The 23,602-nt window shown below is 60.9% G+C and carries 20 protein-coding genes; 3 read left to right on the top strand and 17 right to left on the bottom strand.

The genetic code is table 11. The features are described from left to right. Positions 1 to 128: 128 nt before the first annotated feature. The 11 genes from ACQZ5N_RS12230 to ACQZ5N_RS12180 all read right to left on the bottom strand — a co-directional run bounded on the left by ACQZ5N_RS12230 (position 129) and on the right by ACQZ5N_RS12180 (position 12,990). Entirely contained in the window at positions 129 to 1,256 is a 1,128-nt protein-coding gene (locus tag ACQZ5N_RS12230) for a Gfo/Idh/MocA family protein (protein ID WP_448733031.1), read from the bottom strand. 189 nt (positions 1,257 to 1,445) lie between these two features. Continuing rightward, a complete protein-coding gene (gene iolB, locus ACQZ5N_RS12225) occupies positions 1,446 to 2,258 on the bottom strand; it encodes a 5-deoxy-glucuronate isomerase (protein WP_448733030.1) in 813 nt (270 codons plus the stop codon). A 190-nt stretch (positions 2,259 to 2,448) separates the two neighbouring features. Further along, the gene (iolE, locus tag ACQZ5N_RS12220) at positions 2,449 to 3,357 is read right to left on the bottom strand and encodes a myo-inosose-2 dehydratase (RefSeq protein WP_448733029.1); all 909 of its coding nucleotides are present in this window, start codon (positions 3,355 to 3,357) and stop codon (positions 2,449 to 2,451) included. A 1-nt stretch (position 3,358) separates the two neighbouring features. After that, positions 3,359 to 5,185 (bottom strand): 3D-(3,5/4)-trihydroxycyclohexane-1,2-dione acylhydrolase (decyclizing), encoded by a 1,827-nt coding sequence (gene iolD / locus ACQZ5N_RS12215; RefSeq protein ID WP_448733028.1) that lies wholly within the window; start codon positions 5,183 to 5,185, stop codon positions 3,359 to 3,361. Further along, complete coding sequence (locus ACQZ5N_RS12210) at positions 5,182 to 7,098, bottom strand: bifunctional 5-dehydro-2-deoxygluconokinase/5-dehydro-2-deoxyphosphogluconate aldolase (RefSeq protein WP_448733027.1); 1,917 nt, start codon at positions 7,096 to 7,098, stop codon at positions 5,182 to 5,184. The genes iolD and ACQZ5N_RS12210 overlap by 4 nt, the downstream gene beginning before the upstream one ends. Positions 7,099 to 7,306: 208 nt before the next feature. Further along, positions 7,307 to 8,122 carry a MurR/RpiR family transcriptional regulator gene (locus ACQZ5N_RS12205; RefSeq protein ID WP_003519830.1) on the bottom strand — a complete coding sequence of 272 codons (816 nt, stop codon included), beginning with the start codon at positions 8,120 to 8,122 and terminating at the stop codon, positions 7,307 to 7,309. Positions 8,123 to 8,396: 274 nt separating this feature from the next. Continuing rightward, positions 8,397 to 9,113: an ABC transporter ATP-binding protein gene (locus ACQZ5N_RS12200; RefSeq protein ID WP_020809642.1), complete on the bottom strand. Its 717-nt coding sequence runs from the start codon at positions 9,111 to 9,113 to the stop codon at positions 8,397 to 8,399. After that, positions 9,094 to 9,858, bottom strand: a complete 765-nt coding sequence (locus tag ACQZ5N_RS12195; RefSeq protein WP_448733026.1) for an ABC transporter ATP-binding protein — start codon at positions 9,856 to 9,858, stop codon at positions 9,094 to 9,096. The genes ACQZ5N_RS12200 and ACQZ5N_RS12195 overlap by 20 nt, the downstream gene beginning before the upstream one ends. Next, the gene (locus ACQZ5N_RS12190) at positions 9,855 to 10,862 is read right to left on the bottom strand and encodes a branched-chain amino acid ABC transporter permease (RefSeq protein WP_065655353.1); all 1,008 of its coding nucleotides are present in this window, start codon (positions 10,860 to 10,862) and stop codon (positions 9,855 to 9,857) included. Before ACQZ5N_RS12190 ends, ACQZ5N_RS12195 begins: the two co-directional genes overlap by 4 nt. A 1-nt stretch (position 10,863) precedes the next feature. Continuing rightward, positions 10,864 to 11,727, bottom strand: a complete 864-nt coding sequence (locus ACQZ5N_RS12185) for a branched-chain amino acid ABC transporter permease (RefSeq protein WP_003519826.1) — start codon at positions 11,725 to 11,727, stop codon at positions 10,864 to 10,866. Between the two features lie 90 nt (positions 11,728 to 11,817). Then, complete coding sequence (locus ACQZ5N_RS12180) at positions 11,818 to 12,990, bottom strand: ABC transporter substrate-binding protein (RefSeq protein ID WP_448733025.1); 1,173 nt, start codon at positions 12,988 to 12,990, stop codon at positions 11,818 to 11,820. A gap of 377 nt (positions 12,991 to 13,367) precedes the next feature. On the opposite strand from ACQZ5N_RS12180, the gene ACQZ5N_RS12175 reads away from it, so the two are divergent. Continuing rightward, complete coding sequence (locus tag ACQZ5N_RS12175; RefSeq protein ID WP_448733041.1) at positions 13,368 to 13,739, top strand: hypothetical protein; 372 nt, start codon at positions 13,368 to 13,370, stop codon at positions 13,737 to 13,739. Between the two features lie 27 nt (positions 13,740 to 13,766). Here the strand turns inward: ACQZ5N_RS12175 and ACQZ5N_RS12170 are convergent, their stop codons facing one another. From ACQZ5N_RS12170 to ACQZ5N_RS12150, 5 genes are all read right to left on the bottom strand, one after another. After that, positions 13,767 to 15,500 carry a M14 family metallopeptidase gene (locus ACQZ5N_RS12170; protein WP_448733024.1) on the bottom strand — a complete coding sequence of 578 codons (1,734 nt, stop codon included), beginning with the start codon at positions 15,498 to 15,500 and terminating at the stop codon, positions 13,767 to 13,769. Between the two features lie 5 nt (positions 15,501 to 15,505). Further along, positions 15,506 to 16,354, bottom strand: coding sequence for an ABC transporter permease (locus ACQZ5N_RS12165; protein WP_020811984.1), 849 nt, complete (start codon positions 16,352 to 16,354; stop codon positions 15,506 to 15,508). A gap of 6 nt (positions 16,355 to 16,360) precedes the next feature. Then, the gene (locus ACQZ5N_RS12160) at positions 16,361 to 17,284 is read right to left on the bottom strand and encodes an ABC transporter permease (protein ID WP_035263266.1); all 924 of its coding nucleotides are present in this window, start codon (positions 17,282 to 17,284) and stop codon (positions 16,361 to 16,363) included. A 76-nt stretch (positions 17,285 to 17,360) separates the two neighbouring features. Further along, positions 17,361 to 18,896 carry an ABC transporter substrate-binding protein gene (locus tag ACQZ5N_RS12155; RefSeq protein WP_448733023.1) on the bottom strand — a complete coding sequence of 512 codons (1,536 nt, stop codon included), beginning with the start codon at positions 18,894 to 18,896 and terminating at the stop codon, positions 17,361 to 17,363. A gap of 41 nt (positions 18,897 to 18,937) precedes the next feature. Further along, the gene (locus ACQZ5N_RS12150) at positions 18,938 to 20,758 is read right to left on the bottom strand and encodes an ABC transporter ATP-binding protein (protein ID WP_448733022.1); all 1,821 of its coding nucleotides are present in this window, start codon (positions 20,756 to 20,758) and stop codon (positions 18,938 to 18,940) included. Positions 20,759 to 20,773: 15 nt separating this feature from the next. Between ACQZ5N_RS12150 and ACQZ5N_RS12145 the strand changes: the two genes are divergently transcribed. Next, positions 20,774 to 21,184, top strand: coding sequence for a hypothetical protein (locus ACQZ5N_RS12145; RefSeq protein ID WP_448733021.1), 411 nt, complete (start codon positions 20,774 to 20,776; stop codon positions 21,182 to 21,184). A gap of 60 nt (positions 21,185 to 21,244) precedes the next feature. After that, positions 21,245 to 21,547, top strand: a complete 303-nt coding sequence (locus ACQZ5N_RS12140) for a putative quinol monooxygenase (RefSeq protein ID WP_448733020.1) — start codon at positions 21,245 to 21,247, stop codon at positions 21,545 to 21,547. 63 nt (positions 21,548 to 21,610) lie between these two features. On the opposite strand, the gene ACQZ5N_RS12135 is transcribed toward ACQZ5N_RS12140, so the two are convergent. Further along, positions 21,611 to 23,512: a bifunctional sugar phosphate isomerase/epimerase/4-hydroxyphenylpyruvate dioxygenase family protein gene (locus tag ACQZ5N_RS12135; protein ID WP_448733040.1), complete on the bottom strand. Its 1,902-nt coding sequence runs from the start codon at positions 23,510 to 23,512 to the stop codon at positions 21,611 to 21,613. Positions 23,513 to 23,602 lie beyond the last annotated feature (90 nt).

Genomic DNA, 23,602 nt, shown 5'->3' with positions numbered 1-23,602 from the left:
TGATCCGGGGTCCAGCATGATCAAGTCTTTGATCATAAAAGACTCTTCCACGGCGCAGACGCGCCGTGGCTGGATGCCGGATCAAGTCCGGCATGGCAGAGGAGACGTTTTCGCCCTTTGTGGGCGTTCTATTCTGCAATCTCCGCGCTTCCCACCCATCGCCCTTCGGCAAACGACCGGGCCATGGCGTGGATGCTGCGCTCGATCTTCAGCCCTTCCTCGAAATCGATGATATGGGCCTTCTTGCCTTCGATGGCGGCGATAAGCTCCCGGCATTCGATAACCTTCAGATCGTTGAAGCCGAGGCCGTGGCCGGGGGCGGGGATGAAGCGATCATAGGGCTTGTGGTGCGGTGCGGTGAGGACTGTTCTGAAACCCTGCTCCTCCGGGCGTCCATCCGTGGTGTAAAGCTGGAACTCGTTCATCCGCTCCTGATCGAACAGGATCGAGCCGGTGGAGCCGTAAATCTGGATGGCGATACGGCCCTTGCGGCCCCATGCGGAGCGGTTGGCGATGAGCACGGCGGAAATGCCGCCTTCGAGCTTCAGCAGCACGCTGGCGAGGTCATGTGTCTCGACGGCGCGGTCGCCACCGCCGGCAAGCGGTCGGGTCTCATAAGGCTTCACCATATCGGTGATGGCGCTTTCGACATGACCGAAGAGGGCGAAGAGCAGCGACAGCGGGTGCACGGCGAAATCGTCCAGCGCGCCATAACCGGAGGAAGCTTCGCTCTTCCAGTAGAAGGGCTGGGTGGCATCGGCCATGAAGTCCTCGTCCATTTCGGCGCGGACGTGATAGACCCTGCCGATGGCGCCTTCGTCGATCAGGCGGCGGATATGGCGGATGACGGGGTTCTGGATGTAGTTGTAGCCCATCGCCGCTGCCTTGCCGGAACGGCGGGCCGCATCGCGCATCTTCACCGCGTCAGTAAAGGCAGGCGCCATCGGCTTTTCACACCAGACATGTTTGCCGGCCTCAAGGGCGGCAATCGCCATTTCCGGATGGAAGGCGTTCGGCGTGGTGACCGAGATGACGTCGATCTCGGGATCGGATAGCAGGTCGCGCCAGTTGCCTGTCGAGCGGGCAAAACCGAACTCGGCGGCTTTCTTAGAGGCAAGCTCGGGATTGACTTCCGCGAGCGTCACGAGGCGCGGGCGCTCCACATCGCCGAAGACGCTGGTGACATTGTTCCACGCCAGCGCGTGGCATTTGCCCATGTAACCGGTGCCGATTAGGCCCACGCCAAGAGCGGCCATGGTATTCTCCTCCTGAGAGTTTAGATTCAAATGGCTTGCGTTTTCCTCTCCTCATTCCTGTGCTTGTCACAGGAATCCAGCCGACACGCGTCTGCGTGGCGGGAAGAGTCCTTTCAGCCCAAAGACTTGGGCTGGCTGGATCCCTGTGACAAGCACAGGGATGAGGCGTGCGCTGTGTACGTTGGCGGCTTAAGGATTATCCCGTTTGAAAATCCAGTCATGATCCGGATGGTTCTTGAACCGCCATTTGCGCATCGGCCCCGCCATCACGTTCAGATAATACATCTCATAACCATAGGGCGCGCCGCAGGGGTGGTGGCCCTTGGGCACCAGCACGACATCGCCATCGGCCACCGCCATGGTCTCATCCAGCGAACCGTCTTCGGTAAAGACGCGCTGGAAACCGAAACCCTGCGCCGGGTTGAGGCGATGATAATAGGTCTCCTCCAGATAGGTCATATCGGGATAGTTATCCTCATCATGCCGGTGCGGCGGATAGGACGACCAGTTGCCGGATGGCGTGAAGACTTCCGTTACCAGCAGGCTGTCGGCCACATCGCGCTCTTCCATGGCGATGGGGAAGATGTAACGCGTATTGGCGCCCTTGCCGCGCTCGGTCAATTGCACGCCGTTCGGGCCGATCTGCTGCGCCTCGCGGCTGCCTTTTTCGCCGGGTGCGGTGCAGACGCCGACAGTGCAGTCGGTCGTGGCGGTAAGCGACCATTCGGAGCCTGCGGGCACGTAGACGCAATGCGGCGGCTTGCGTTCGAACACATTCATGCGGTCGCCGAGTTCACCGAAGTCCTTACCGCCTGCGGAGATCGTCGCCTTGCCTTCGACCAGCACGAGGATGACTTCCGTATCGCCGGTGTTTTCCGCCGCCGTTTCGCCCGGCTTCAGGCGGTAGAGGCCGAAACCGACATAACCCCAATCCGCGCTTTGGGGCGTGATATCGTGCACCTTGCCGCTGGTCGCGACCGGCTTGCGCAGAAGTGAGGTCATGGTGGTGTTCCTTTTTGGTCAGTCGTTCGTTGGTTCTTGCCGTCTCGTCACCCCGGCCTTGAGCCGGGGGCCAGCCGACGCGCGTCCGCGCGGCGGGGACAACTCTTTTCAGCCCAAGGACTTGGGCTGGCTGGATACCGGCTCAAGGCCGGTATGACGGGCGGGGTGTGCCGCCCGCTGTCGGTTCAGTTCAAGCAGCCTGAGCCTTGTCCAGCCCTGCTTCGCGCGCAAAAGCCTTCAGCGATTTCAGCCCGAGGCTCTGATATTCGAAGGGGTTGCGGACATCCGGGTCCTGTTCCGCCTCGATCACCAGCCAGCCGCTGTAACCATGCTCGGCCGCCACCTTCAGCACCGGCGGGAAGTTCACGCCGCCTTCGCTGTCGCCGGGAACGGTGAACACGCCGCGGCGCACGCCTTCGAGGAAGGAGAGCCGCTCACCCCGAACCTGATCGGCAATGGCAGGGCGCACGTTCTTGGCATGGATATGGCCGACACGACCCATGTATTTCTGCGCAACGCGCACGGGATCGCCGCCGCCGAACAGGCAATGGCCGGTATCGAGCAGCAGATGCGTCTTCGGGCCGGTATGCTTCATCAGGAGATCGATTTCCTCTTCGCTCTCGACCACCGTTCCCATGTGGTGGTGATAAACGAGGGTGATACCCTGTTCTGCGGCAAAGGCGGCCAGCGCCTCGACGCTCGCACCGAATTTCGCCCAGTCCTCGGCCGCAAGGCGCGGACGGTCGACCAGCGCCTTATTGTCATCGCCATGGATGGCATTGGAGGTCTCGCAGACGATGATGACCTTCGAGCCCATGGCTTTCAGCAGGTCAAGCGCCGGCTGCATGGCCTTCTTTTCGGATTCGATGTCGTCGGTCAGAAGGTTCAGCGAATGCCAGCCGGAGACGAAGGAGAGGCCGCGCGGCGAAAGCACGCCCTTCAGGCCTTCCGGCTCGGTCGGGAACTTGTGGCCCTTCTCGATGCCGTCGAAACCGATCTTGGCGGTTTCATCGAGGCATTGTTCGAGGCTGATATGCGCGCCCAGCGTGCGGTCGTCGTCGTTGGACCAGGCAATCGGGTTGGTTCCGTAACGGATCATCTTACTGTCTTTCCTTGACATGGTTTTCATAACGGACGCGGGCCGGGCCGATTTCGGCGCGGTCGGAAACTTCAGGCACCGCGACATCCCACCAGTGACCGCCGGCCTGCGGGGTCGGATAGGGGTCGGTATCGATGACGATGACGGTGGTGCGGCTGGAGGCGCGGGCCGCGGCAAGCGCCTCTTCCAGCTCGCTTATAGTGGAAACCTTGCGCGCATCCGCCCCCATCGAGCCGGCATGGGCCACGAAATCGATGGCGATCGGGTTGACGTTGGTGTGGGCGTAGAGATTGTTGAACTCCGCGCCGCCGGTTTCCATCTGCAGGCGGTTGATGCAGCCATAACCCCTGTTGTCAGTGATGACGAGCGTGATCTTCACGCCCATGGCAACCGATGTCGCAAGCTCGGAATTCATCATCATGTAGGAGCCGTCGCCGACCATGACGATCACGTCGCGGTCCGGTTCCGCCATCTTGATGCCGAGGCCGCCGGCCACTTCATAACCCATGCAGGAGAAGCCGTATTCCATGTGATAGGAGAGCGGCAGCCTGGATTTCCACAGCTGGTGAAGCTCGCCCGGCATGGTGCCTGCGGCGCACATGACGACGGTATTGTCACGCGACTGGCGCTGCACCGCGCCGATGACCTGCATGTCGGTGGGCAGGCTGTTGGCATTGTCCTCGCCCGGCGCTGCCGTATCGGCATCGGCCTTTTTGAACCATGCAACCTTGAGACCGGCATCCGGCGCCGCAAAACGGTGGCTGCCGAGTGCTGCGGAGAGTTTCTCAAGTCCGATCTTCGCATCCGCCGTCAGGCTGATCGCATCGTGCTTGGCGCTGTCATAGGGCTGAACGTTCAGCGCCAGGATCTTGCGGTTGGGGTTCTTGAACAGCGCCCAGGAGCCGGTGGTGAAATCCTGAAAACGGGTGCCGACACCGAAGACCAGATCGGCCTTTTCGCTGATGATATTGGCGCTTTCCGCACCGGTGACGCCGACAGGACCGAAATTGAGATCGTGATCCCACGCCAATGCCGATTTGCCGGCCTGCGTTTCGACGACGGGAATGGAGTGGGTTTCGGCAAAGCGCTTCAGGGTTTCGGTTGCGCCGGCAAAATGCACACCGCCGCCGGCAACGATAATCGGGTTCTTCGCCGCCTTCAGCGCAGCGACGGTCTCTTCGAATTCCACCACATCCGGCTCGGGACGGCGCTGACGCCAGACACGCTTTTCGAAGAAGCTGATAGGGTAATCATAGGCTTCCGCCTGCACATCCTGGCAGAAGGCGAGCGTAACGGGGCCGCAATCGGCGGGGTCCGTCATGGTGCGCATGGCGCGGGGAAGTGCCGTCAGCAACTGTTCCGGCCGCATGATGCGGTCGAAGTAACGGCTGACAGGGCGGAAGCAGTCATTCACCGTCATCGTGCCATCGCCGAAATCTTCGAGCTGCTGCAGCACGGGATCGGGGCCGCGATTGGCGAAGACGTCGCCGGGGATCAACAGCACCGGCAGGCGATTGACATGGGCAAGGGCGGCGGCCGTTACCATATTGGCAGCACCCGGGCCGATGGAGGAGGTGACCGCCATGGCGCGGCGGCGGCGCAGCTGCTTGGCATAGGCGATGGCCGCATGGGCCATGGATTGCTCGTTCTGGCCGCGATAGGTCGGCAGTTCGTCGCGGATGCCATAAAGCGCTTCGCCGATGCCGGCGACATTGCCATGGCCGAAAATGGCCCACATGCCGGCGATATAGGTTTCGCCATGTTCATTCATCTGCGCTGCCAGGTAACGAACCATGGCCTGCGCAGCCGTCAATCTGATTGTCTTCACGCTGCCTCTCCCTTTTTGGCGCGCGCCTCATCCCAAATGCGGCACAGGCTGGTATAGCGCTGCGCCATATCCCTGACCGCTTCCTCATCGGTCATCTTGCCACCGAGCCAGCTGCGGGCGGCATCCGCGAAAATCGTGCGGCCAACGGCGAAACCTTTGACCAGATCGAAACCGGCGGCAAGGCGGAAGCTCTCTTCCAGTTCGCTTTGCGGTGCGTCGAGACCGAGAACGACGATGCCCCGCACGTAAGGATCGTTGCGATGCACGGCGTCGCAGGCGTTTTTCCACGCAGCACGGGTCTTCATCGGCTCCAGCTTCCACCAGTCGGGATAGACCCCGATTTCGTAAAAGCGTTCGATGATGCGGGCGGCGGTGAAATCGTCGGTCGGGCCGACCTTGGAGGGAATGACCTCCAGCAACATTTCCAGCCGGTTGCGGCGTGTCGCCTGGAACAGACGCATGACGGTCTCTTCCTGCGCGGCGCGCATGTCGTCCGTATCGTCGGGATGATAAAAACACAGAACCTTGACGACATTTTCAAGCGGCCATTCGGAAAGACCGCCGAAATCCTTGCCGAGATCGGATTCCAGCGTCAGCGGGCGCGAACCCGGCCATTCCACCGGGCGGCCGATCCAGAGACCGGAACCGCTGGCGGCAAACAGGGCGTCACGGCCAAGGCGGCCGTCGCAAAGAATGCCGTAACCCGCCTCACCACCGGCAACCTGCTGCGCGGCCTGAAGGCAGAGTTTCTTGAAAGCGCCGATCTGCTCGTGCTTCACGCCAAGCTCGTCGGCGATGGCTTCCAGCTGCATGCGATGGTCGAAGGCGAAGACGCGCATCGTGTCCCAGTCGCCCTTGCGGTTGGTCGACCAGTGCACCTGTTCCAGCGCCTCGTCCTTGCGCAGCGCCTTGTTGCGAATGCCGGCCTTGAAGAAATATTGCAACTCTTCCCAGCTCGGATAGGCCGGCGTGCAGCCATGGCGGGAGACGGCGAAGGCGCCGCAGGCATTGGCGTATTTCAGCGTCGTCGGCCAGTCTTCGCCGCGCAGCCAGCCGCGAAACAGCCCGGCCATGAAGCCATCGCCCGCACCCAGAACGTTGAAGACCTCAATCGGGAAACCCTCGCCAGTTTCGCCATCATCGAGGCTGGAAGGAATTTCACCGGCGAAAACCGAAGCACCCATCGGGCCGCGCTTGCACACCAGCGTCGCATTCGAAACCTTGCGTACGGCGTTCAGCGCGGTCAGCGTATCGGTGGAGCCGCCGGCAATGTGGAATTCCTCTTCCGTGCCGACGATCAGGTCGAAGAGATGCAGGGTGGATTGCAGCTTGGCGGTGACCTTCTGCGATTCGACGAAACGGCTCTCGCCATCGCCATGGCCTGCCACACCCCAGAGATTGGGCCGGTAATCGATATCGAGCGCGGTCTTCGCGCCATTTTCGCGGGCGAGTTTCAGCGCCTTCAGCACCGCTGCTTCCGTCTTCGGATGCGACAGATGCGTGCCGGTGGCGCAGACGCAGCCGGCTTCGGCAATGAAGGCCGGATCGATGTCGTCTTCGCTGAGCGCCATGTCGGCGCAGTTTTCGCGATAGAAAATCAGCGGGAACTGGTTCTGGTCACGAATGCCGAGCAGTACCAGCGCGGTCAGTCGCTCCGGATCGGTTTTTACGCCGCGCACGTCAACGCCTTCGCGTACCAGCTGTTCGCGGATGAAGCGGCCCATATGCTCATCGCCAACGCGGGTGATGACGGCGCTGTTGAGCCCGAGGCGTGCGGCGCCGGCTGCGATGTTGGTGGGAGAGCCGCCGATATATTTGGCAAAGGAGGCCATGTCCTCCAGACGGCCGCCGACCTGTGAACCATACAGGTCGACAGACGAGCGCCCAATCGTGATGAGATCAAGTTTTTTCAAAAGGTTCCTCCTTAGCACCGCACCTCGGTACGGTCTGCCTCACATGTCTGGAGCGGCATTCAGGCGACGATCGCCCGCATCTTTCGCCATCCCGCTCCGATGAGCCTCCTCCGCTCATTTTCGTTCGTCACGAGACGGACGATTATGGAATGCCCGTTTCATGGATTTGGATCATAAATTCTATTTTTTCCGTTTTCAATAAAAATATTCAGGCTGTTTTGCGCGTTCCCACAGCCACGGCCAGCGTAATGGCCAGACAGAGCGTGGCGGAAAGCGAGCGGAACGCGCCGAAATCGATCTCGGTGACGGTCAGCAGCGTCGCGCCGGATTTGCGCAGCGGATTGACGGCGGAATCGGAAAGGGCGACGACCGGAATACCGTTGGCGCGGGCGTTTTCCGCCAGCTCCAGCGTTTCGGCGGAATAGGGAGAAAAGGTGATCGCTATCAGCGCATCGTCACGGGAAATGGCGCTGATATTGCCGAGCCCGCCGACCGCACTGTGCAGAACCGCCGGCACCTTCATCTTCTCGAAGGCGTAAGCGAGATAGCTGGCAATCGGAAAAGAGCGCCGCAGACCGATGATATGCACGGTGCGCGCCTTCGCCAGCGCCGAAACCGCCTCGTCAAGCTGGCGGGTATCGACCGATTTCAGCAGCATTTCCAGCGAAGAACGGCCGGCCTCCACGAATTCGGCGAGCAGGCCGGATGCGCTTTCATCGCCCTTCTCCCGCAGATGGTCGAGCCGTGTGGCGTAATCCGGCCAGCCGCCGACATAGGAATCGCGGAACAGCCGCTGCATTTCCGAAAAGCCGGAAAAGCCCATGATCTGGCAAAAGCGCATGAAGGCCGAGGGCTGCACGCCAGCCCCTTCCGCCATTTCGGCGACGGTGGAAACGGCGATGCGATCCTGATTGGAAGCGACATAATCGGCACATTGCCGCAATCGTTTCGGCAAACCCTCCGCGACCTGGAGCAGCCGCTCCTCAAAAGCCTTTACGGATTCTGGCGCCTCGATTGCCGTCATTGTCGTTCCTTTGTGCAGACTGAAATCGTGTGCACTTTAACTGCAGTGGAATTTTTATTCCATTGGGTTTTTTGAGGAAGGGCAAATGAGACGGCGGGGGCTTTGTGTGATCGGTCACCCTCCGTCATTCCGGCCTTGAGCCGGAATCCAGCCGGCGCGCGTCTGCGCGGCGCGAAGAGTCTTTTCACCCCAAGGACTTGGGGTGGCTGGATACCGGCTCAAGGCCGGTATGACGGAGATTGTATATATGAACGCGCAACGGCGATGCGTTGGCTCAGTGCAGCCCGCCAACCCCAAGATGCGTATCGATAATATCCGGGTTTTCCGCAAGGTCGCTGGATGGCCCCTCCCAGACAATGCGGCCGCGTTCCATGATGATGGCGTGGTCGGCGAAGTCGATGGCCATCTGAATGCGTTGTTCGACGAGGAGAATGGTCATTTCACCCGATTGCGCCAGTTTGGAGAAGGCCGCCATCAGCTCCTCGCAGATGACGGGGGCGAGGCCTTCCAGCGGTTCGTCGAGAAGCAGCACGCGCGGCTGGCCGAGAATCGTGCGGGCGGTGGAGAGCATCTGCTGTTCGCCGCCGGAGAGTTGCGAGCCGAGATTTCGGCGGCGCTCCTTCAGGCGCGGAAACAGCGTGTAGGCTTCCTCGATGGCCGATTTCGGCCGGGTCTTGAGGCCGACGAACAGGTTCTCCTCGACGGTGAGGGTGGGAAACACATCCCGCGTCTGCGGCACATAGCCGAGGCCGGCTTTGGCGCGGGCAGCGCTTGGCAAAGCGGCGATGTCCTGCCCGCCGATGCGGATATCGCCGGCGAAGCGTTTCGTCTGGCCGGCCAGCGTGGCGAAGAGGCTGGTCTTGCCGACGCCGTTGCGGCCGAGAACCGCGAAACGCGAGCCCGACGGCACGGAAAGCGACAGGCCCTCGATGACGCGGGTGGGGCCATAACCGGCGGTGAGGTTGACGATTTCAAGCGGCGCTGCGGGCATCGGCGTAACTTCCCAGATAGGCTTGGCGGACTTCCGCATTGCTGGTAACGTCTTCCGGCGAACCGTCGAAGATGACCGCGCCTGCGGCGAGCACCACCACACGTTTGGCGAAACGGAAGACCAGATCCATGTCGTGCTCGATCATCAGGATCGCGAGATCGGCCGGCAGCCGGTCGAGCGCCTGTTCGATGCGCGCGGTTTCCGTGGAAGGCACGCCGGCGGCCGGTTCGTCGAGCAGCAGGATTTTCGGGCGAAGCGCCATGGCGAGCGCGATCTCGATCAGCCGCTGCTGGCCATAGGCGATTTCGCGCACCTTTGTTTCGGCAAGTGCGAGAAGACCGAGCGTGCCGAGAATGTCGCGGGCTTCGCTCATCACCGCAGGCATGGCGCGGTAACGGCCGAAAATCCGGCCCGTCTTGCCTTCGCGCTGGAGAATGGCGAGCGCCACATGTTCCTCCGGCGTCATGTCCTGAAACAGCCTTGTGACCTGGAAGGAGCGGACGAGGCCGCGCTTCACCCGCTGGCTGGCGCTGAGGCCGGTCACGTCTTCGCCGGCGATGCGCACCGTGCCGACCGAGGGCTTGATATTGCCGGTGACGAGATTGACGAAGGTGGTCTTGCCGGCGCCATTGGGCCCGATCAGCACCGTGCGGTCTCCTGGCGAAAGCGACAGCGAGACATTGTTGGTGACGACGAGGCCGCCGAAATTTTTCTTGAGGCCGGAGACTTCGAAAATGGCGCTCATTTGCGACCTCCCCGAATACGCGCAATGATCTGCTCACCCGCGCCATAAAGCCCGCGCGGCGCAAACAGCACGACGGCAATCAGCAGCAGGCCGACAATGGTGAGCCAGTGGAACGGATTGGCGGCGGAAACGACATCTTCGAACCACATGAAGGTGACAGTGCCGATCAGCGCGCCGTAAAGCGAACCCGCGCCGCCGAGCACCAGCATGACCAGCGCTTCGGCCGAAAGCGTGAAGCTGAGGCTGTCGAGGCCGACGACCTGGGTGGAAATGGCGTTGAGCGCACCGCCAATGCCGGCGACGATGCCCGATATGACGAACATCTTTAAAATCGTGCCGTTGACAGCACCACCCATGGCCTGAATGCGGATGCTGTCCTGTTTGACGCCGCGGCACAACATGCCGAAGGGCGAGTTGACCACGACCCTGAGGGCGAGGAAGACGACAAGCAGCAGACAGACGCCGTAAATATAGGCGGTGCGGCCGAAAAGATCGAATTCGAAGGTGCCGAACAGGGCGTCCGGGGAAACGCCGGCAAGACCGTCGCTGCCGCCCGTCCAGCCCGATGCCTTGTTGGCCGCCTCATGGAACAGGTGAATGACGGCGATGGAGAGAACGAGCTGCGGCAGGCCGTGCGCGCGCAAGAGAACCGTGCCGGAGACAAGTCCGGCCACGCCGCCCGCGCCTGCGCCGATCACGGTCATCAGCAGCGGATCGGTGATTTCGAAATGGGCGGCGGCGATGCCGGCGGCATAGGCGCCCGCGCCGAAGAGCGCGGCATGGCCAAGCGTGGCGACGCCGCAATAGCCGGTGACGAGATCGATCGACAGCACGAGAAGCGCAATGGCGATGATGCGGGTCAGAAGCGCCAGATTATCCGGAAACAGGTAATAACCGGCAATCGCGGCGATAATGATGAGGAGCGGTCCCGCAAGCGTGCGCAGCGGCGAGCGCGCCTTCGGGATTTCTGCCGTTTCAGTCACGTCGTTCATGAGCACCGCCATCTCATTTCGCCCTTCCGAGAAGGCCGCGCGGGAACAGCGTGATGATCACGATGACCGCCAGGTAAAAGAAGAATTCGCCATATTCGGGCGCGAGATACCGCCCGGTCGTATCGATGGCGCCGAGCAGCAGGCAGGCGATCAGCGCGCCGGGAATGGAGCCCGCGCCGCCGACCGAGACCACCACGAGGAAGGTGACCATATAACGCAGCGCATAATAGGGTTCGACCGGCAGCAGTTCCGCGCCGATGACGCCGCCCATGGCGGCAAGGCCGACGGCGATGGCGAAGCTGACGGCATAGATGACCTCGGTGCGAACGCCGAGTGCGGCCGCCATGGCGGCATTATCGACAGCAGCGCGCAGCTTGATGCCGAAGGCGGTCTTTTCGAAGGTGAACCACAGCGCGCCGGCAACAGCCAGACCGCAGGCAATGGCGAAGATTCGATGCGTGGCGATGGTGCGGAAGCCGAGATCGGTGGGGCCGGCCAGCTGCTGCGGCAGCGGAATGGTCTTCAGCGTCGGGCCGAAGACGAAATTGGCGATGCCGATGATGCAGAAGGTGATGCCGATGGTCATCAGCACCTGCGTCAGCTCCGGCGCGCCATAGATGCGGCGATAGAGAAAACGCTCAAGCGGTATGGCGATGACAATGGTGCCGACGATGGCGACGAGGATCGCCACGGCATAACCGAGGCCGAGGCCATGGGCGGCATAGGAGGCGAGGTAACCGCCGATCATGGCGAAGGCGCCATGCGCCAGATTGACCACCCGCATCAGCCCCATCGTCACCGAAAGGCCGATGGAGATGATGAACAGGACCATGCCATAGGCAAGCGCATCGACAAGGATGCTGAAGACCGTCTGCATGCTGAAAAATTCCTCCCGGTGCTGCAATGCCCATCCGGGCCGGAGACGGGCCGCTATTGGCGGCCCGACAACGTCTTTTAAAAGCTGCCGTTACTTCGCGGCGGCGAGGCCCGGATCGCCCTGTTTTTCGAAGGTCTGGACTTCCTTGTTGTAATAATTGCCGTCATCGCCCTTGGCCACTTCGCGCAGATAGATGTTCTGCGTGATGTGGCGGCTTTCCGGATCGATGCTGACAGGGCCGCGCGGGCTTGTCCAGGAAAGACCCTTCACCGCGTCCACCGCCTTTTCCGCATCCTGTTTGCCGCCGGTGGCCTCGATCATCTTGCTGATGACATACATGCCGTCAAAGGCGCCGACGGAAGGGAAGGAGAGTTCCTTCGGATTGCCGATCGCCTTGGCGGCGGCTTCCACGAAGGTCTTGTTCTCAGGCGAATCATGCGAGACGGCGTAGTGGAAGGTCGTCTGCATGCCGAGTGCGGCTTCGCCGAGCGCCGGCAGGTCGGATTCCTGCGTCAGATCGCCCGGCGCGAAGAGCTTGACGCCTGCGGATTTCAGGCCGTTATCGTTGAAGGCCTTGACGAAACCGAGCGTGGTCGGGCCTGACGGCAGGAAGGCGAAGACGCCTTGCGCGCCGGAATCCTTCACGCGCTGCATGATCGGGCTGAAATCATTGGTGGAAAGCGGCATGCGGATGCTTTCGACAACCTCGCCGCCGGCGGCGGTGAAGGCCGCCTTGAAGGCATTTTCGGCATCGACGCCCGGACCATAATCGCTGACCAGCGAGATGACCTTTTTCACGCCGCCATCAAAGGCCACCTTGGCGATGGGGGTGGAGGTTTGCCAGGTGGTGAACGAGGTGCGCACCACATAGGGGCTTTTCGTCACGATGGCCGATGTGGCGGCATTCATGATGACCATCGGTACATTGCCCTGCTTCAGCAAAGGCGTGACGGCCATGGCGTCGGGGGTGAAATAGAAGCCGGCGAGATATTGCACGCCTTCCTTCACCACCAGCTCCTGCGCCAGCGCCTTGGACTGCGCCGGATCGGCCTGCGGCACATCGCGATAGACGACTTCGACCGTATCGTCGCCGACCTTGTTGCCGTGAAGGGCGAACCAGGCATCGATGCCGGCCTTGAAGTTCTTGCCCTGCAGCGCGAAGGGGCCGGAGAACGGACCGACCACGCCCACCTTGATGGTCTCGGCATAAGCGACAGTACTGAAGCAGATGGCCGCGATGGCGGCGGTGATCCGTAATTTCATGAATTCCTCCCAATTGATCCGTGGCTCCCATCCACCGATCCAGGCTGCCAGATTGATGAGTGCGGTGGCCAAAGTAAAATGAAATAAGGGGGGTGATAAATAACCTGACGGTTATCAATACCCGTCCCGCAGGGTTTGTCTCATGCGAGATCGCGCAATAGTGATCATCCCGTGATTCTCACTATATAGCGCCGCCGCAGCCATCACGAACGGTGTTTTCGCGGCACGTGGTATCGAAATGCTTCGTCATGAAAACCAGCTTTTGTGACATGTTTCGAAAATGACGGTCATACCCGCGCAAGCCTCGTGCCTTAACCAGTTCTAAGGGGATTGTTTGTAGCCTCGCGAAGCATATTGTGAACTTTATTTGGTGTCTGATGGGCGAATATCAAAATAGAGTTGTTGAGTTGATGCGAGATCGCGTTGGCGAAAGTATACTCAACAATAAGATCGAGCGCCGTGAAGCATTTCTTCGCAAGGCGCTGGCGCTGTATCACGTCATGGGCGGAGACGCGCAAGGCATGCACGCTGTGGTGGAGGATGTGATCAACCTGCAAAAGCCGAGTGTCGATGTCGCTATTGGCGACGTGATGCATGAACTGGCAGCAATCGGTCACGTTGCCGATCTTGATATTATCCAGGCCGGGTACAACAAGCTTGATGCCGCTAATCTGCATATTCTGAGCAAGGGCAAGAGGCTGTTGCAGAAGCAGCGGGACCAAAAACTCGCCGGCACGGCGGGAAAATAGGCCGCCCATCGAGGGCGGCCTGCAATATCAGGCCACTTCCCCGACGAGAATCTCCTGCCAGGCATCATAGGCGGAGAGAACCGTTTCCATCTGTGCGGTGTGGCCGGTGATGAAGTCGTTGCCGTAGATCGTCTCGTCCGGATATTCGGTGATCAGCGTCATCGGCACGGTGTGGCGGTCGTCGACGGAGGACAGGCACGGGAAGCCGTTGATGATGCGGAAACCGGTTTCGCCGGCGTGGATTTCATAAAGAGCGATCTGTCGGTTGTTGTAATCGAGCAGGCCGGGAATGGCGCCGAGATGGCGGGTCACCCGGTCGAGCAGGGCTTCGGCCTGCCTTTCCCAGTCCGCATGGTGGCGGATGATGAGGAAGAAACCCTTCGGCAGCGTCCACATGGCGAAATTGCGCGGGACATAGCCGGAAAGCGGCCGGGTCCACTCGTGGGATGGATAACCGTGCAGGTTCACATGCAGGCTCGCGCCGCTCATTTCCTGCGCCCTGAAACGGATTGCCTTCTCGTTGAGATGGACACCCGAATTCTCCCGCGTGCGATATTCGAGATCGTCGCCGAGCGCCGTGTAACGCGCCGCGTGATGCATGTGGCGCGGATTGTCGGCTCTCAGCCGTTGATGCAGGGCGTAACCATCCGGATTTTCCAGCGGCGAAATGGTGAAATGTGCGCCCTTGCGTTCTGCGAGTTTGCGGGCAGCGCGGATGGCGCCGACGATGCCTGTGGTCTCGTTGGGGTGCTGGCCGCCGCTGATCATCACCGCGGCATCGCTGCCGGTGACATAACGGGCGGCAAGAATGCGGCCGGAACGGGAGCGGGCCTCGAAGGCTTCGCCGCCGATCTCTTCAAGCAGTTTCGCGAGCTGGCCTGCCGCAACCGGTTCGCTGGCCGTATCGATCTGCTGTTCACGGCCATCGAGAAAGGCTGTGGTGAGCGTGCGGGCCTCGATGCGGACGGAGACTTCACCTTCGCTTTTCACGATTTCCGGCACGATCTGGCCGGGCTTCAGGCCCCGGTCGCCCAGCGGCCGGCCGGATTTCTTCTGGAAGAACTCCAAAAGCGAGAAATAGAAATCCTCATGCAGGGCTTCGCGCAGGCTGACGACCTCATCGCCGAGGGAGAGCGGCAGATCTTCGGCCGGATGCGCGACGCGGATGTTCAGTTCCTCGAAATAGGGCTCTTCATCGCCCCAGCCGTTATTGGCGACGGCATGGATCGCGGCTTCGAAAAGCCGTTCGTAATCCGTCTCCAGCCGCTCGCCCAAAGCGTCGCCGGCAAGCCGGAACCAGCCCGTGGGCGAAACATTGGTTTCGCCGACGATATCGGTGTGCACCCGGTTTGGCGCCAGAATCTTCAGGGTTTCCTTCTTGCCGTTGCGGCTCAGGGTAACATCATAATGGAAGGCGTCGTCTTTTCGGGCGACGAAGTCGATCGTCGCATCGCCCACCAGCGCCGCCAGCGGATAGGCTTCCAGCCGGAAACGATTGGCGGGTGCGTTGGCGTGCACCGGATAACGCACCTCTATGGTGTCGACGCCATCCAGATTGATCTCTTCCAGAAAGGTGAAGAGAAGCGGCTTGTAGGCGCTGCGGATGCGGGCGCTGACGCCTTTTTTCTTCAGCCGGTTTTCGGCTTCGCGGCGGCTTTTGGCGTCATCGAAGCTCCATGCCTCGAAGGACTGGCCGGGCTCGGCATTGGCGAGAAGCGCATCCAGCGTGCGTTCGAAAGTCTGGTCGAAAATCTGGCTCATCTGGATTACCTTGAGGTTCTGCCGGTGGGGTCGAGGCTGTCGCGCAGCCAGTCGCCGAGAAGGTTGAGACCAAGCACCGTCAGAAGGATAGCAAGACCCGGGAAGACGCTGACCCACCATGCCGTCTGCAGATAGGTCCGTCCATCCGCCAGCATGCCGCCCCAGCTCGGAATGGTCGGATCGACGCCGAGGCCGAGGAAGGTGAGGCTGCTTTCCAGCAGGATGTTGTTGGCGACATTGAGCGTCATCAGCACGATGACCGGGCCGATGAGGTTCGGCAGCAGGTGCTGGAGAATGATGCGCCAGTCCTTCACGCCGATGGCGCGGGCGGAAAGGATGAATTCCCGCTCCCGCAGCGTCAGCACTGAGCCGCGCACGAGGCGGGCATATTGCACCCATTGCGAGACGATGAGGAGGATGATGGTGTTGGTGAGGCTGCCGCCGACAATGGCGATGAAGGTGATGGCAAGCAGAATGAAGGGCATGGCGAGCTGGATATCGGCAAAGCGCATGACCAGCATATCCCAGAAGCCGCGATAATAACCGGCGACCAGGCCGACTGCGACGCCGAAGATGACCGCGCCGATGACCGAGGTGAAACCGACCAGCAGCGAAATCTTGCCGCCGGCGACGACACGGGCGAGCACGTCACGCCCCAGCGGATCGGTGCCGAGCGGATGGGCGGCATTGGCAAAGGGTTTGGCAAGGCGCGCCATCAGGTCGATCTTGTCTGCGCCGCCCGGAAACAGCACGTCGGAAAAGACGACGGCAAGGCAGATGACTGTCGTGAGGAAAGCACCGAGGACGAATTCGAGATTGGTGAAGCGCGCGAGACGCGAGGTTTTGGCAGCCATCGTCACTTACTCCGTGCGGATGCGCGGATCGACAAGCCCATAGGCGATATCGACCAGAAGGTTGATGCCGACGATCATCAGCGACAGCACGGTGATGACGGCCTGAAGCACGGGATAATCACGCGCGCCGACCGCATCGAAGGCCAGCGTGCCGAGGCCCGGCCAGTTGAAGACACGTTCGATGACGACGATGCCGCCGAGCAGCCCGCCGAATTGCAGGCCGAAATAGGTGATAAGCGGAATGGCGCAGTTGCGCAGCGCGTGTTTGTAGAGAACCTTGTTTTCGCTGAGACCCTTGGCGCGCGCCACCATAACATATTGCGAGCGCAGCGTATCGAGCATGGCCGTTCGGACAAGGCGGACATTGGTGGCGGTGAGGATGACGCCCATGGTGACGGCGGGCATGATGTAGCTGGCAAAACCACCCATGCCGCTTGGCGGCAGCCAGCCGAGCGTGATGGAGAATAAGAGCACCAGCATGGTGGCCAGCCAGAAATTCGGGAAGGACAGGCCGACAAGCGAGAAGATGCGGATCACCTGATCGGCCGCCTTGCCGCGCGAGGTCGCCGCCTTGATGCCGAGCGGGATGGAAAGCGCAATCGACACCGCCATGGAAATGAAGGCGAGCAAAAGCGTGGCGGGCAGGGCATCGGCGATGAGGCGCGAAACCGGCGTGCTGCCGGTGAAGCTGCGGCCGAAATCGAGCGTCACGAGGCCCTTCAGGAAGCTGAAATATTGCACGAAGAACGGCCGGTCGGTGCCGAGTGCCGCGCGGATGCGCGCCAGATCGTCTTCCGTCATGCTGCCGCCGCCCTGGAACATGGTGACAGCCGGATCGCCGGTGAGGCGGATCGCGAAGGAAACGAGAAGGGTGATGGCGATGACGACAAAAATCGCCTGCAGCAATCGCTTGATGAGGAAACCGGCCACGTTTTTTACCTTGAAGAGAGACCCGGCCTTGCCCGCGTTGCGGCGGGCAAGGTGTGTTGATCAGAAAACAGCCTGATTATTCGACGGTGACGTCGGTCAGCTTCAGACGGTTATCCGGCGGTGCGACGAAACCCTTGACCCGCTTGTTGATGCCGTAAATGGCATTGGTGTTGTAAAGCGGGATTTCCAGCGCGCGGTCGGCGGTATAGCTGCCGATTTCCTTGAGGATTTTTTCGCGCTCGGCACGGTCGGTCAGCGGACGCTGGGATTCCAGCAGCTTGTCCAGCTTCTCGTCCTTGTCGTAAGGGTTCCACTTTTCACCCGAGTGATACATGGAATAGGCCGTGTTGTCGTAATCGAAGGTCCAGCCGCCCCATTTCTGCTGGAACATCGCGCCGGTCTTGCCCTGCGGGATGATGTCGTTCAAGAGCACGTTGGTTTCATAGGGCTTGATGGTGGCGGTGATACCGACCATGGAGAGGTAGCTGGAAATGACCTGCGCCACCTCGTTCATCGTCGCGTCATTGCCGCGGATATCGATCTGCAACGCCGCACCCGGCTTGACACCCGCTTCCGCGAGCAGCTTCTTGGCACCTTCCGGATCGTAAGGCAGCGGCTTCAGCTCCGGATCGTAACCGAAGGACAGCGCGCTCTGGAAGCTCGCGATTTCCGATGCCTGGCCGGCAAGGATCGACTTGACGATGGTGCCGCGGTCGACGGCCATGATGATCGCCTTGCGCACCTTCGGATCGGCGGTGATGCCGTCACGGGTGTTGAAACGCAGCGCATCGACCGTCGGGCCGGGCACGCTGACGATCTCAAGCTTGGAATCGCCTTGGATAACCGGGATCATACCAATCGGGATGGTGGGCGGAATGACGAGATCGACGCGGCCGGCCTGCAATTCGGCAACGGCGGTCGCCGGCTCGGCGATGAAGCGATATTCAAGCTCGGAAAGCTTTGGCGCACCGCCCCAGTAATCCGGGTTGGCTTCCAGCTTGATATTGGTCTTCGGCGCGTAGGAAACGAATTTGAACGCGCCGGTGCCGACGGGGTTGAGGTTGAAATTGTCCTCGCCCTTTTCCTGAATGTACTTCGGCGGAACGATCATGCCGCCATAACCGGCAAGCTTGGTCAGCAGCACCGGATCCGGCGCCTTCAGCTTCATGTCGACGGTGTAATCGTCGATGACATCGACGCTTTCGATGGCGACATAGTTTGAGCGCTGCGGGCCCTTGGCACCCTGTTCGCCGAGAAGGCGCTCGAAGGTAAACTTGACGGCGGCGGCGTTGAAGGGCTCGCCATTGTGGAACTTGACGTTCTGGCGCAGCTTGAAGCGGATGCGCTTGCCCTCATCCAGCTCTTCCCAGGATTCGGCAAGGCCGGGCACAACCTTCAGGTCCGGGCCGCGATAGGTCAGGCCATCGAACATGTTGGTGGCGACGGCAGCCCATTGCACGAGGAAAGTGTCGATCGGATCCCAGCTGCCCGGGTCCTGCGGGCTGGAAATGGTCATCTTGCCGGCGGCAAGAGCCGGTGCGGCGGTAAGGGCCGTGGCGGCCATGGCAAGTGCGACGAACGTTGTCGTCATCCCCTTCTTGATCATTGTCATCTACCTGTTCCTCTTCAGATGGTTGTGGGTCTGGTTGTTATTCAGGCGCTCTTCGCGATGAAGTGGCCCGGATTGATTTCCTCATGGGCGAGAATGGCTGGCTCATCGCCGACACGGCGCACGGGATTGGGGATTTCGCCCTCGATCATGGCGATGCGGCGCTCGATGGTCGGATCGGCGACCGGCACAGCCGAAAGCAGGCGGCGGGTATAATCATGCGTCGGCGTTTCGAAGACCTGCCGGCGGCTGCCCATTTCCATGATCTGGCCGAGATAAAGCACGGCGACACGGTGGCTCATCTTTTCCACGACAGCCATGTCATGGCTGATGAACAGATAAGCGAGCCCGCGCTCGGCCTGCAAATCCATGAACAGATTGATGATCTGCGCCTGAATGGAGACGTCGAGCGCCGACAGCGCCTCGTCCGCGATGATGAGCTTCGGATCGGAAGCCAGCGCACGGGCAATGCAGACGCGCTGGCGCTGGCCGCCGGAGAACTCGTGCGGATACCGCGCGGCATGTTCGGAGCTGAGGCCCACACGCTCCAGCAATTCATCCACGCGCCGCTTTACGGCCTTCTGATCGTTGATCAAACCGTGGGTGTTGATCGGCTCGGCAATCGAAAAACCGACCGTCTTGCGCGGATCGAGCGAGGCGAAGGGGTCCTGGAAGATATATTGCACTTCCTGACGCATGCGGAAGCGCTCCGCCGCCGACATCTGAGAATAGCTGCGACCATTGAAGGCAATTTCGCCCGAGATGGCCGTCTGCAGCTGCTGGATGGTGCGGCCGATAGTGGATTTGCCGGAACCGGATTCGCCCACCAGCGCCAGCGTTTCGCCGGCATGAATATCGAAACTCACCTTCTGCACGGCGCTGCAACGGTGCGTCGCCTTGCCGAACAGGTTCTTGCGGATATCGAAACGCACGAACAGGTCCTTGACCGAAAGAAGCGGCTTGGCGTCATATTTCGCCGTGTTTTGCACGCGCTCCTCGCCGATCACGACCGGCTGGCCGTCCTGCAGCACGGTAAGCGGCAGGCGCTTGGGAAACTCTTCGCCTTCCATGCTGCCGAGGCGCGGAACGGCGGAAAGCAGGGCGCGCGTGTAAGGGTGTTGCGGATTGGCGAAGATATCCTTGACCGGACCTTCCTCCACCTTCTTGCCCTTCCACATGACGACGACGTCATCGGCCATTTCCGCCACCACACCCATATCATGGGTGATGAAGACCATGCCCATGCCGAGCTTCTTCTGCAGGTCGCGCATTATGTTGAGGATTTGCGCCTGAATGGTGACGTCAAGCGCCGTCGTCGGCTCGTCGGCGATCAAAAGCTTCGGCCGGCAGGCGAGCGCCATGGCGATCATCACGCGCTGGCGCATGCCGCCGGAAAGCTGGTGCGGATACCGTTTCAGAAGTTCGGCCGCATCGGGCAGGCGCACCATTTCAAGCAGCTTCTGTGCTTCCGCCATCGCCGCCTGCTTGCCCATCTTTTCATGCAGCACGAGCACTTCGCAGATCTGGTCGCCGATGGTGAAGACGGGGTTGAGCGAGGTCATCGGCTCCTGGAAGATCATGGCGATCTCCTTGCCGCGGATCGCGCGCATCTCTTTCTGAGACGCCTTCAGCAAGTCCTTGCCTTCAAACAGGATTTTGCCGGTGGGGTAGGTGGCGCCCATCATGTCCGCAAGGCGCATGGTGGAAAGCGAGGTGACCGATTTTCCCGATCCGGATTCGCCGACGACCGCGACCGTGCGGCCGGGCTCGACGCTGAAGGAGATATCGTCCACGACGCGGCTATTGCCGAACTCGACGCTCAGGCCTTCGACCGAGAGGAGGGCGTTTGCGGGTGCGGCAGTCATGTCAGCGTCTCCGGCGTGGCCTGCGCGGCAAAGCTGGCGCGGCCATGTGAAAATGAGGAAGGGGAAAATGTCTCGGGCAGGCGCGTGCTGGGCGACGCCATGGGCAAGGACGGGAATGTCGCGAAGAACTGCATGTCTTCAGGCCGCTTTATCGGCAAAATGCGCATTGGCCGTCGCCCGTGGACACAGCACATTCGATGTCACCGAAGCGCCGCAGGCAACCTCATCGGTACCGGCCGGATGATTTGCGTCGGCCGCAGATTCGACGATGCGCATGTAACTCTAATTCCCCACCCTTGTTTTGCGAAAAAGCTAACAAAACCGAACAATCATGTCCAGAGTGTTGAACAATTTTTGTGTACTGCTCTACAAATGCGCAGCTGCACCGATTTTGAGCGCGGATTGCTGAAGAATGTTTCGCAATGATGCGTGTATTCAACGATTATTGTCGCTAAAAACCTTTGAGAAGAACGATGAGGAATGGGAATGCCGGGCGTGAACAACAAGGCAGGTGCAGTCAGGCTGAGGGGCTTTTTACGGTGCTTGTCCAAGGATGATGTCGAACTGGTGCGGCGCCACCTTCCCGAACATCTGCGTCTGACCAGAGCGGAACCCGGCTGTCTTTCCTTCGATGTGTCCGAGACAGACGATCCCCTGATCTGGCAGGTGGAGGAGCTTTTCGCCGACCGTGCCGCCTTCGATTTCCATCAGCAGCGGACACGGGCGTCCGAGTGGTTCACGGCGACCTCTGCCATTCCACGCGACTATGAGATAACGACATTGGCGTGAATGAGAACAGGCCGCAGCGGCATTCCCGCCGGCTGCGGCCTGATTGGATTTCGGCGCCGGGAGTTATTCCTTCGGCATGCCGACCGGCGGCGCAAGCCGTCTTTGTGCGGCGATGCGGAAGGGGGCGTTCATCGCGCCATAACCGCCATAGGCTCCGCGCCTTTCGATGATTTCGAAGAAGAAACCCTCGCCGAAGGTGCGGCTGTAGATCTGGAAATATTCGCCATTGTCGTCGCGGTCATAAAGAATGCTCGCGGCCCTGAGCGCGTCCGAAAACTCCGGCTCCAGCCCGAAACGGGCTTCCAGATCGTCGTAATAATTGCGCGAGATCGGCAGGGCGTGGAAACCGCGCGCCTGCAGGGCTTTTGCTGTGGCGAAGATATCGTCGGTGGCAAACGCGATGTGCTGAATGCTGGTGCCGAAGCCCTCGGCCAGAAATTTGCCGGCGAAAGTCTTGCGATTGTCCGCACCGTTCATGGTCAGGCGGAAATGCGGCGAGGGCACGCTTTCAATCGCCTGGCTGCGCACCAGCCCACCCGGATCGACCACATCGACCATCGGCGTGCGCCGCGTCGCAAACAGAGAGGTGTAGAATAAAAGCCAGGTCAGCATTTCATCGTAATGCGTTGTTTGCGCAAGATGATCGATCCGCCTGAGGCCGGCATCGCCTTTCGGCGTTCGGCCTTCCGTGGGCACGAATTCATTGTCCCAGATGGAGGAAAGCTCTGGTGAACCGTCGAGGAAATAGATGACGCCGTTGCCCACGCCCTGAATGGCGGGAACGGCGACTTCGCCTGACTTGCGCGGCTCGGCGAATGTTGGCGCGCCGAGCGCTTCCGCTCGGGCAAGGGCCGCCCCGGCATTATCCACCTTCAGCCCGAAGGCATAGGCATTGGTGCCGTGGATGGAATAGGACGCTCCCGCGAAACTGTCGCCGCCATCGCTTGTATTGATGACGATGCGAATATCGCCCTGCGTATAAAGATCGACATCGCGATTGCGGTGCCGGGCGGTGTTTTCAAAGCCGAGCGTGGTGAGAAGGGCTTCCAGATTGGGTTTTTCTTCCGGTGCTGTGGTGAATTCGACGAATTCCACGCCTTCCGTCTCCACCCGTTCCGGCATGGTGGGCACATCGATGCGGATATCGGGTTCGAGACGGCGCACCTGATCCATCAGGTTGATGAGCGAGCGGTGGCCGTCCTCGGCCAGCAGCCGGGCCGAGCCGCCACGGAACTGGTCGTTGAAGATTTCGAGCGATAGTGGGCCGCTATAGCCGGTTGCGGCCACGGCGCGCATGAAATCCACCACCGGCAGATCGCCTTCGCCCGGCATGTTGCGGAAGTGGCGGCTCCAGTAGAGCAGGTCCATGTCGATCAGCGGCGCATCGGCAAGCTGCACGATGAATATCTTGTCGCCGGGAATGGAGCGGATCGAATTCGGGTCGATCTTGCGCGACAGCGTGTGGAAACTATCGAGGATGATGCCGACATTGGCGTGATCGGCGCGGCGCACCACCTCCCAGGCGTCGCGGTGATCGCTGATATGGCGACCCCAGGCCAGCGCCTCGTAACCGACGCGCACGCCATGTTTTGCCGCAAGCTCCCCGAGCTGATGGAAATCGGCGGCGGCGCGGTCGATGCCGCCGAGCGAGACCGGTGAGACATTCGAGCAGATCAGCATCAGGTCGGTGCCGAGTTCGCCCATGATGTCGAATTTGCGCTCGGCTCTTTCAAAAGCGCGGCTCCGGTGCGGCTCCGGCATGCCCTCGAAATCGCGGAACGGCTGGAAAAGGGTGATATCCAGCCCGTGATCGGCGGCCAGCGCTTTCACCTCGCGCGGGGAGGCGTCGTAGGTCAGGAAATCGTTTTCGAAAATCTCAACGCCCGAAAAGCCCGCTTTGGCGATGGCCGCCAGCTTTTCGGGGAATTCGCCGCTGATCGATACGGTTGCAATGGATGTGCGCATTGGCATGCCGTGTCTTATTGTGTCATAGCTCGCCATATTGCCTTCCTTTTCAGCCTTATGTACTGATTGGTTAATAAAGGGGACGCAGCC

The organism is Agrobacterium sp. 22-221-1 (genome assembly GCF_053522445.1).
Note: the sequence above shows the minus strand (reverse complement) of the source record. Positions and strands in the feature narration are given on the sequence as shown.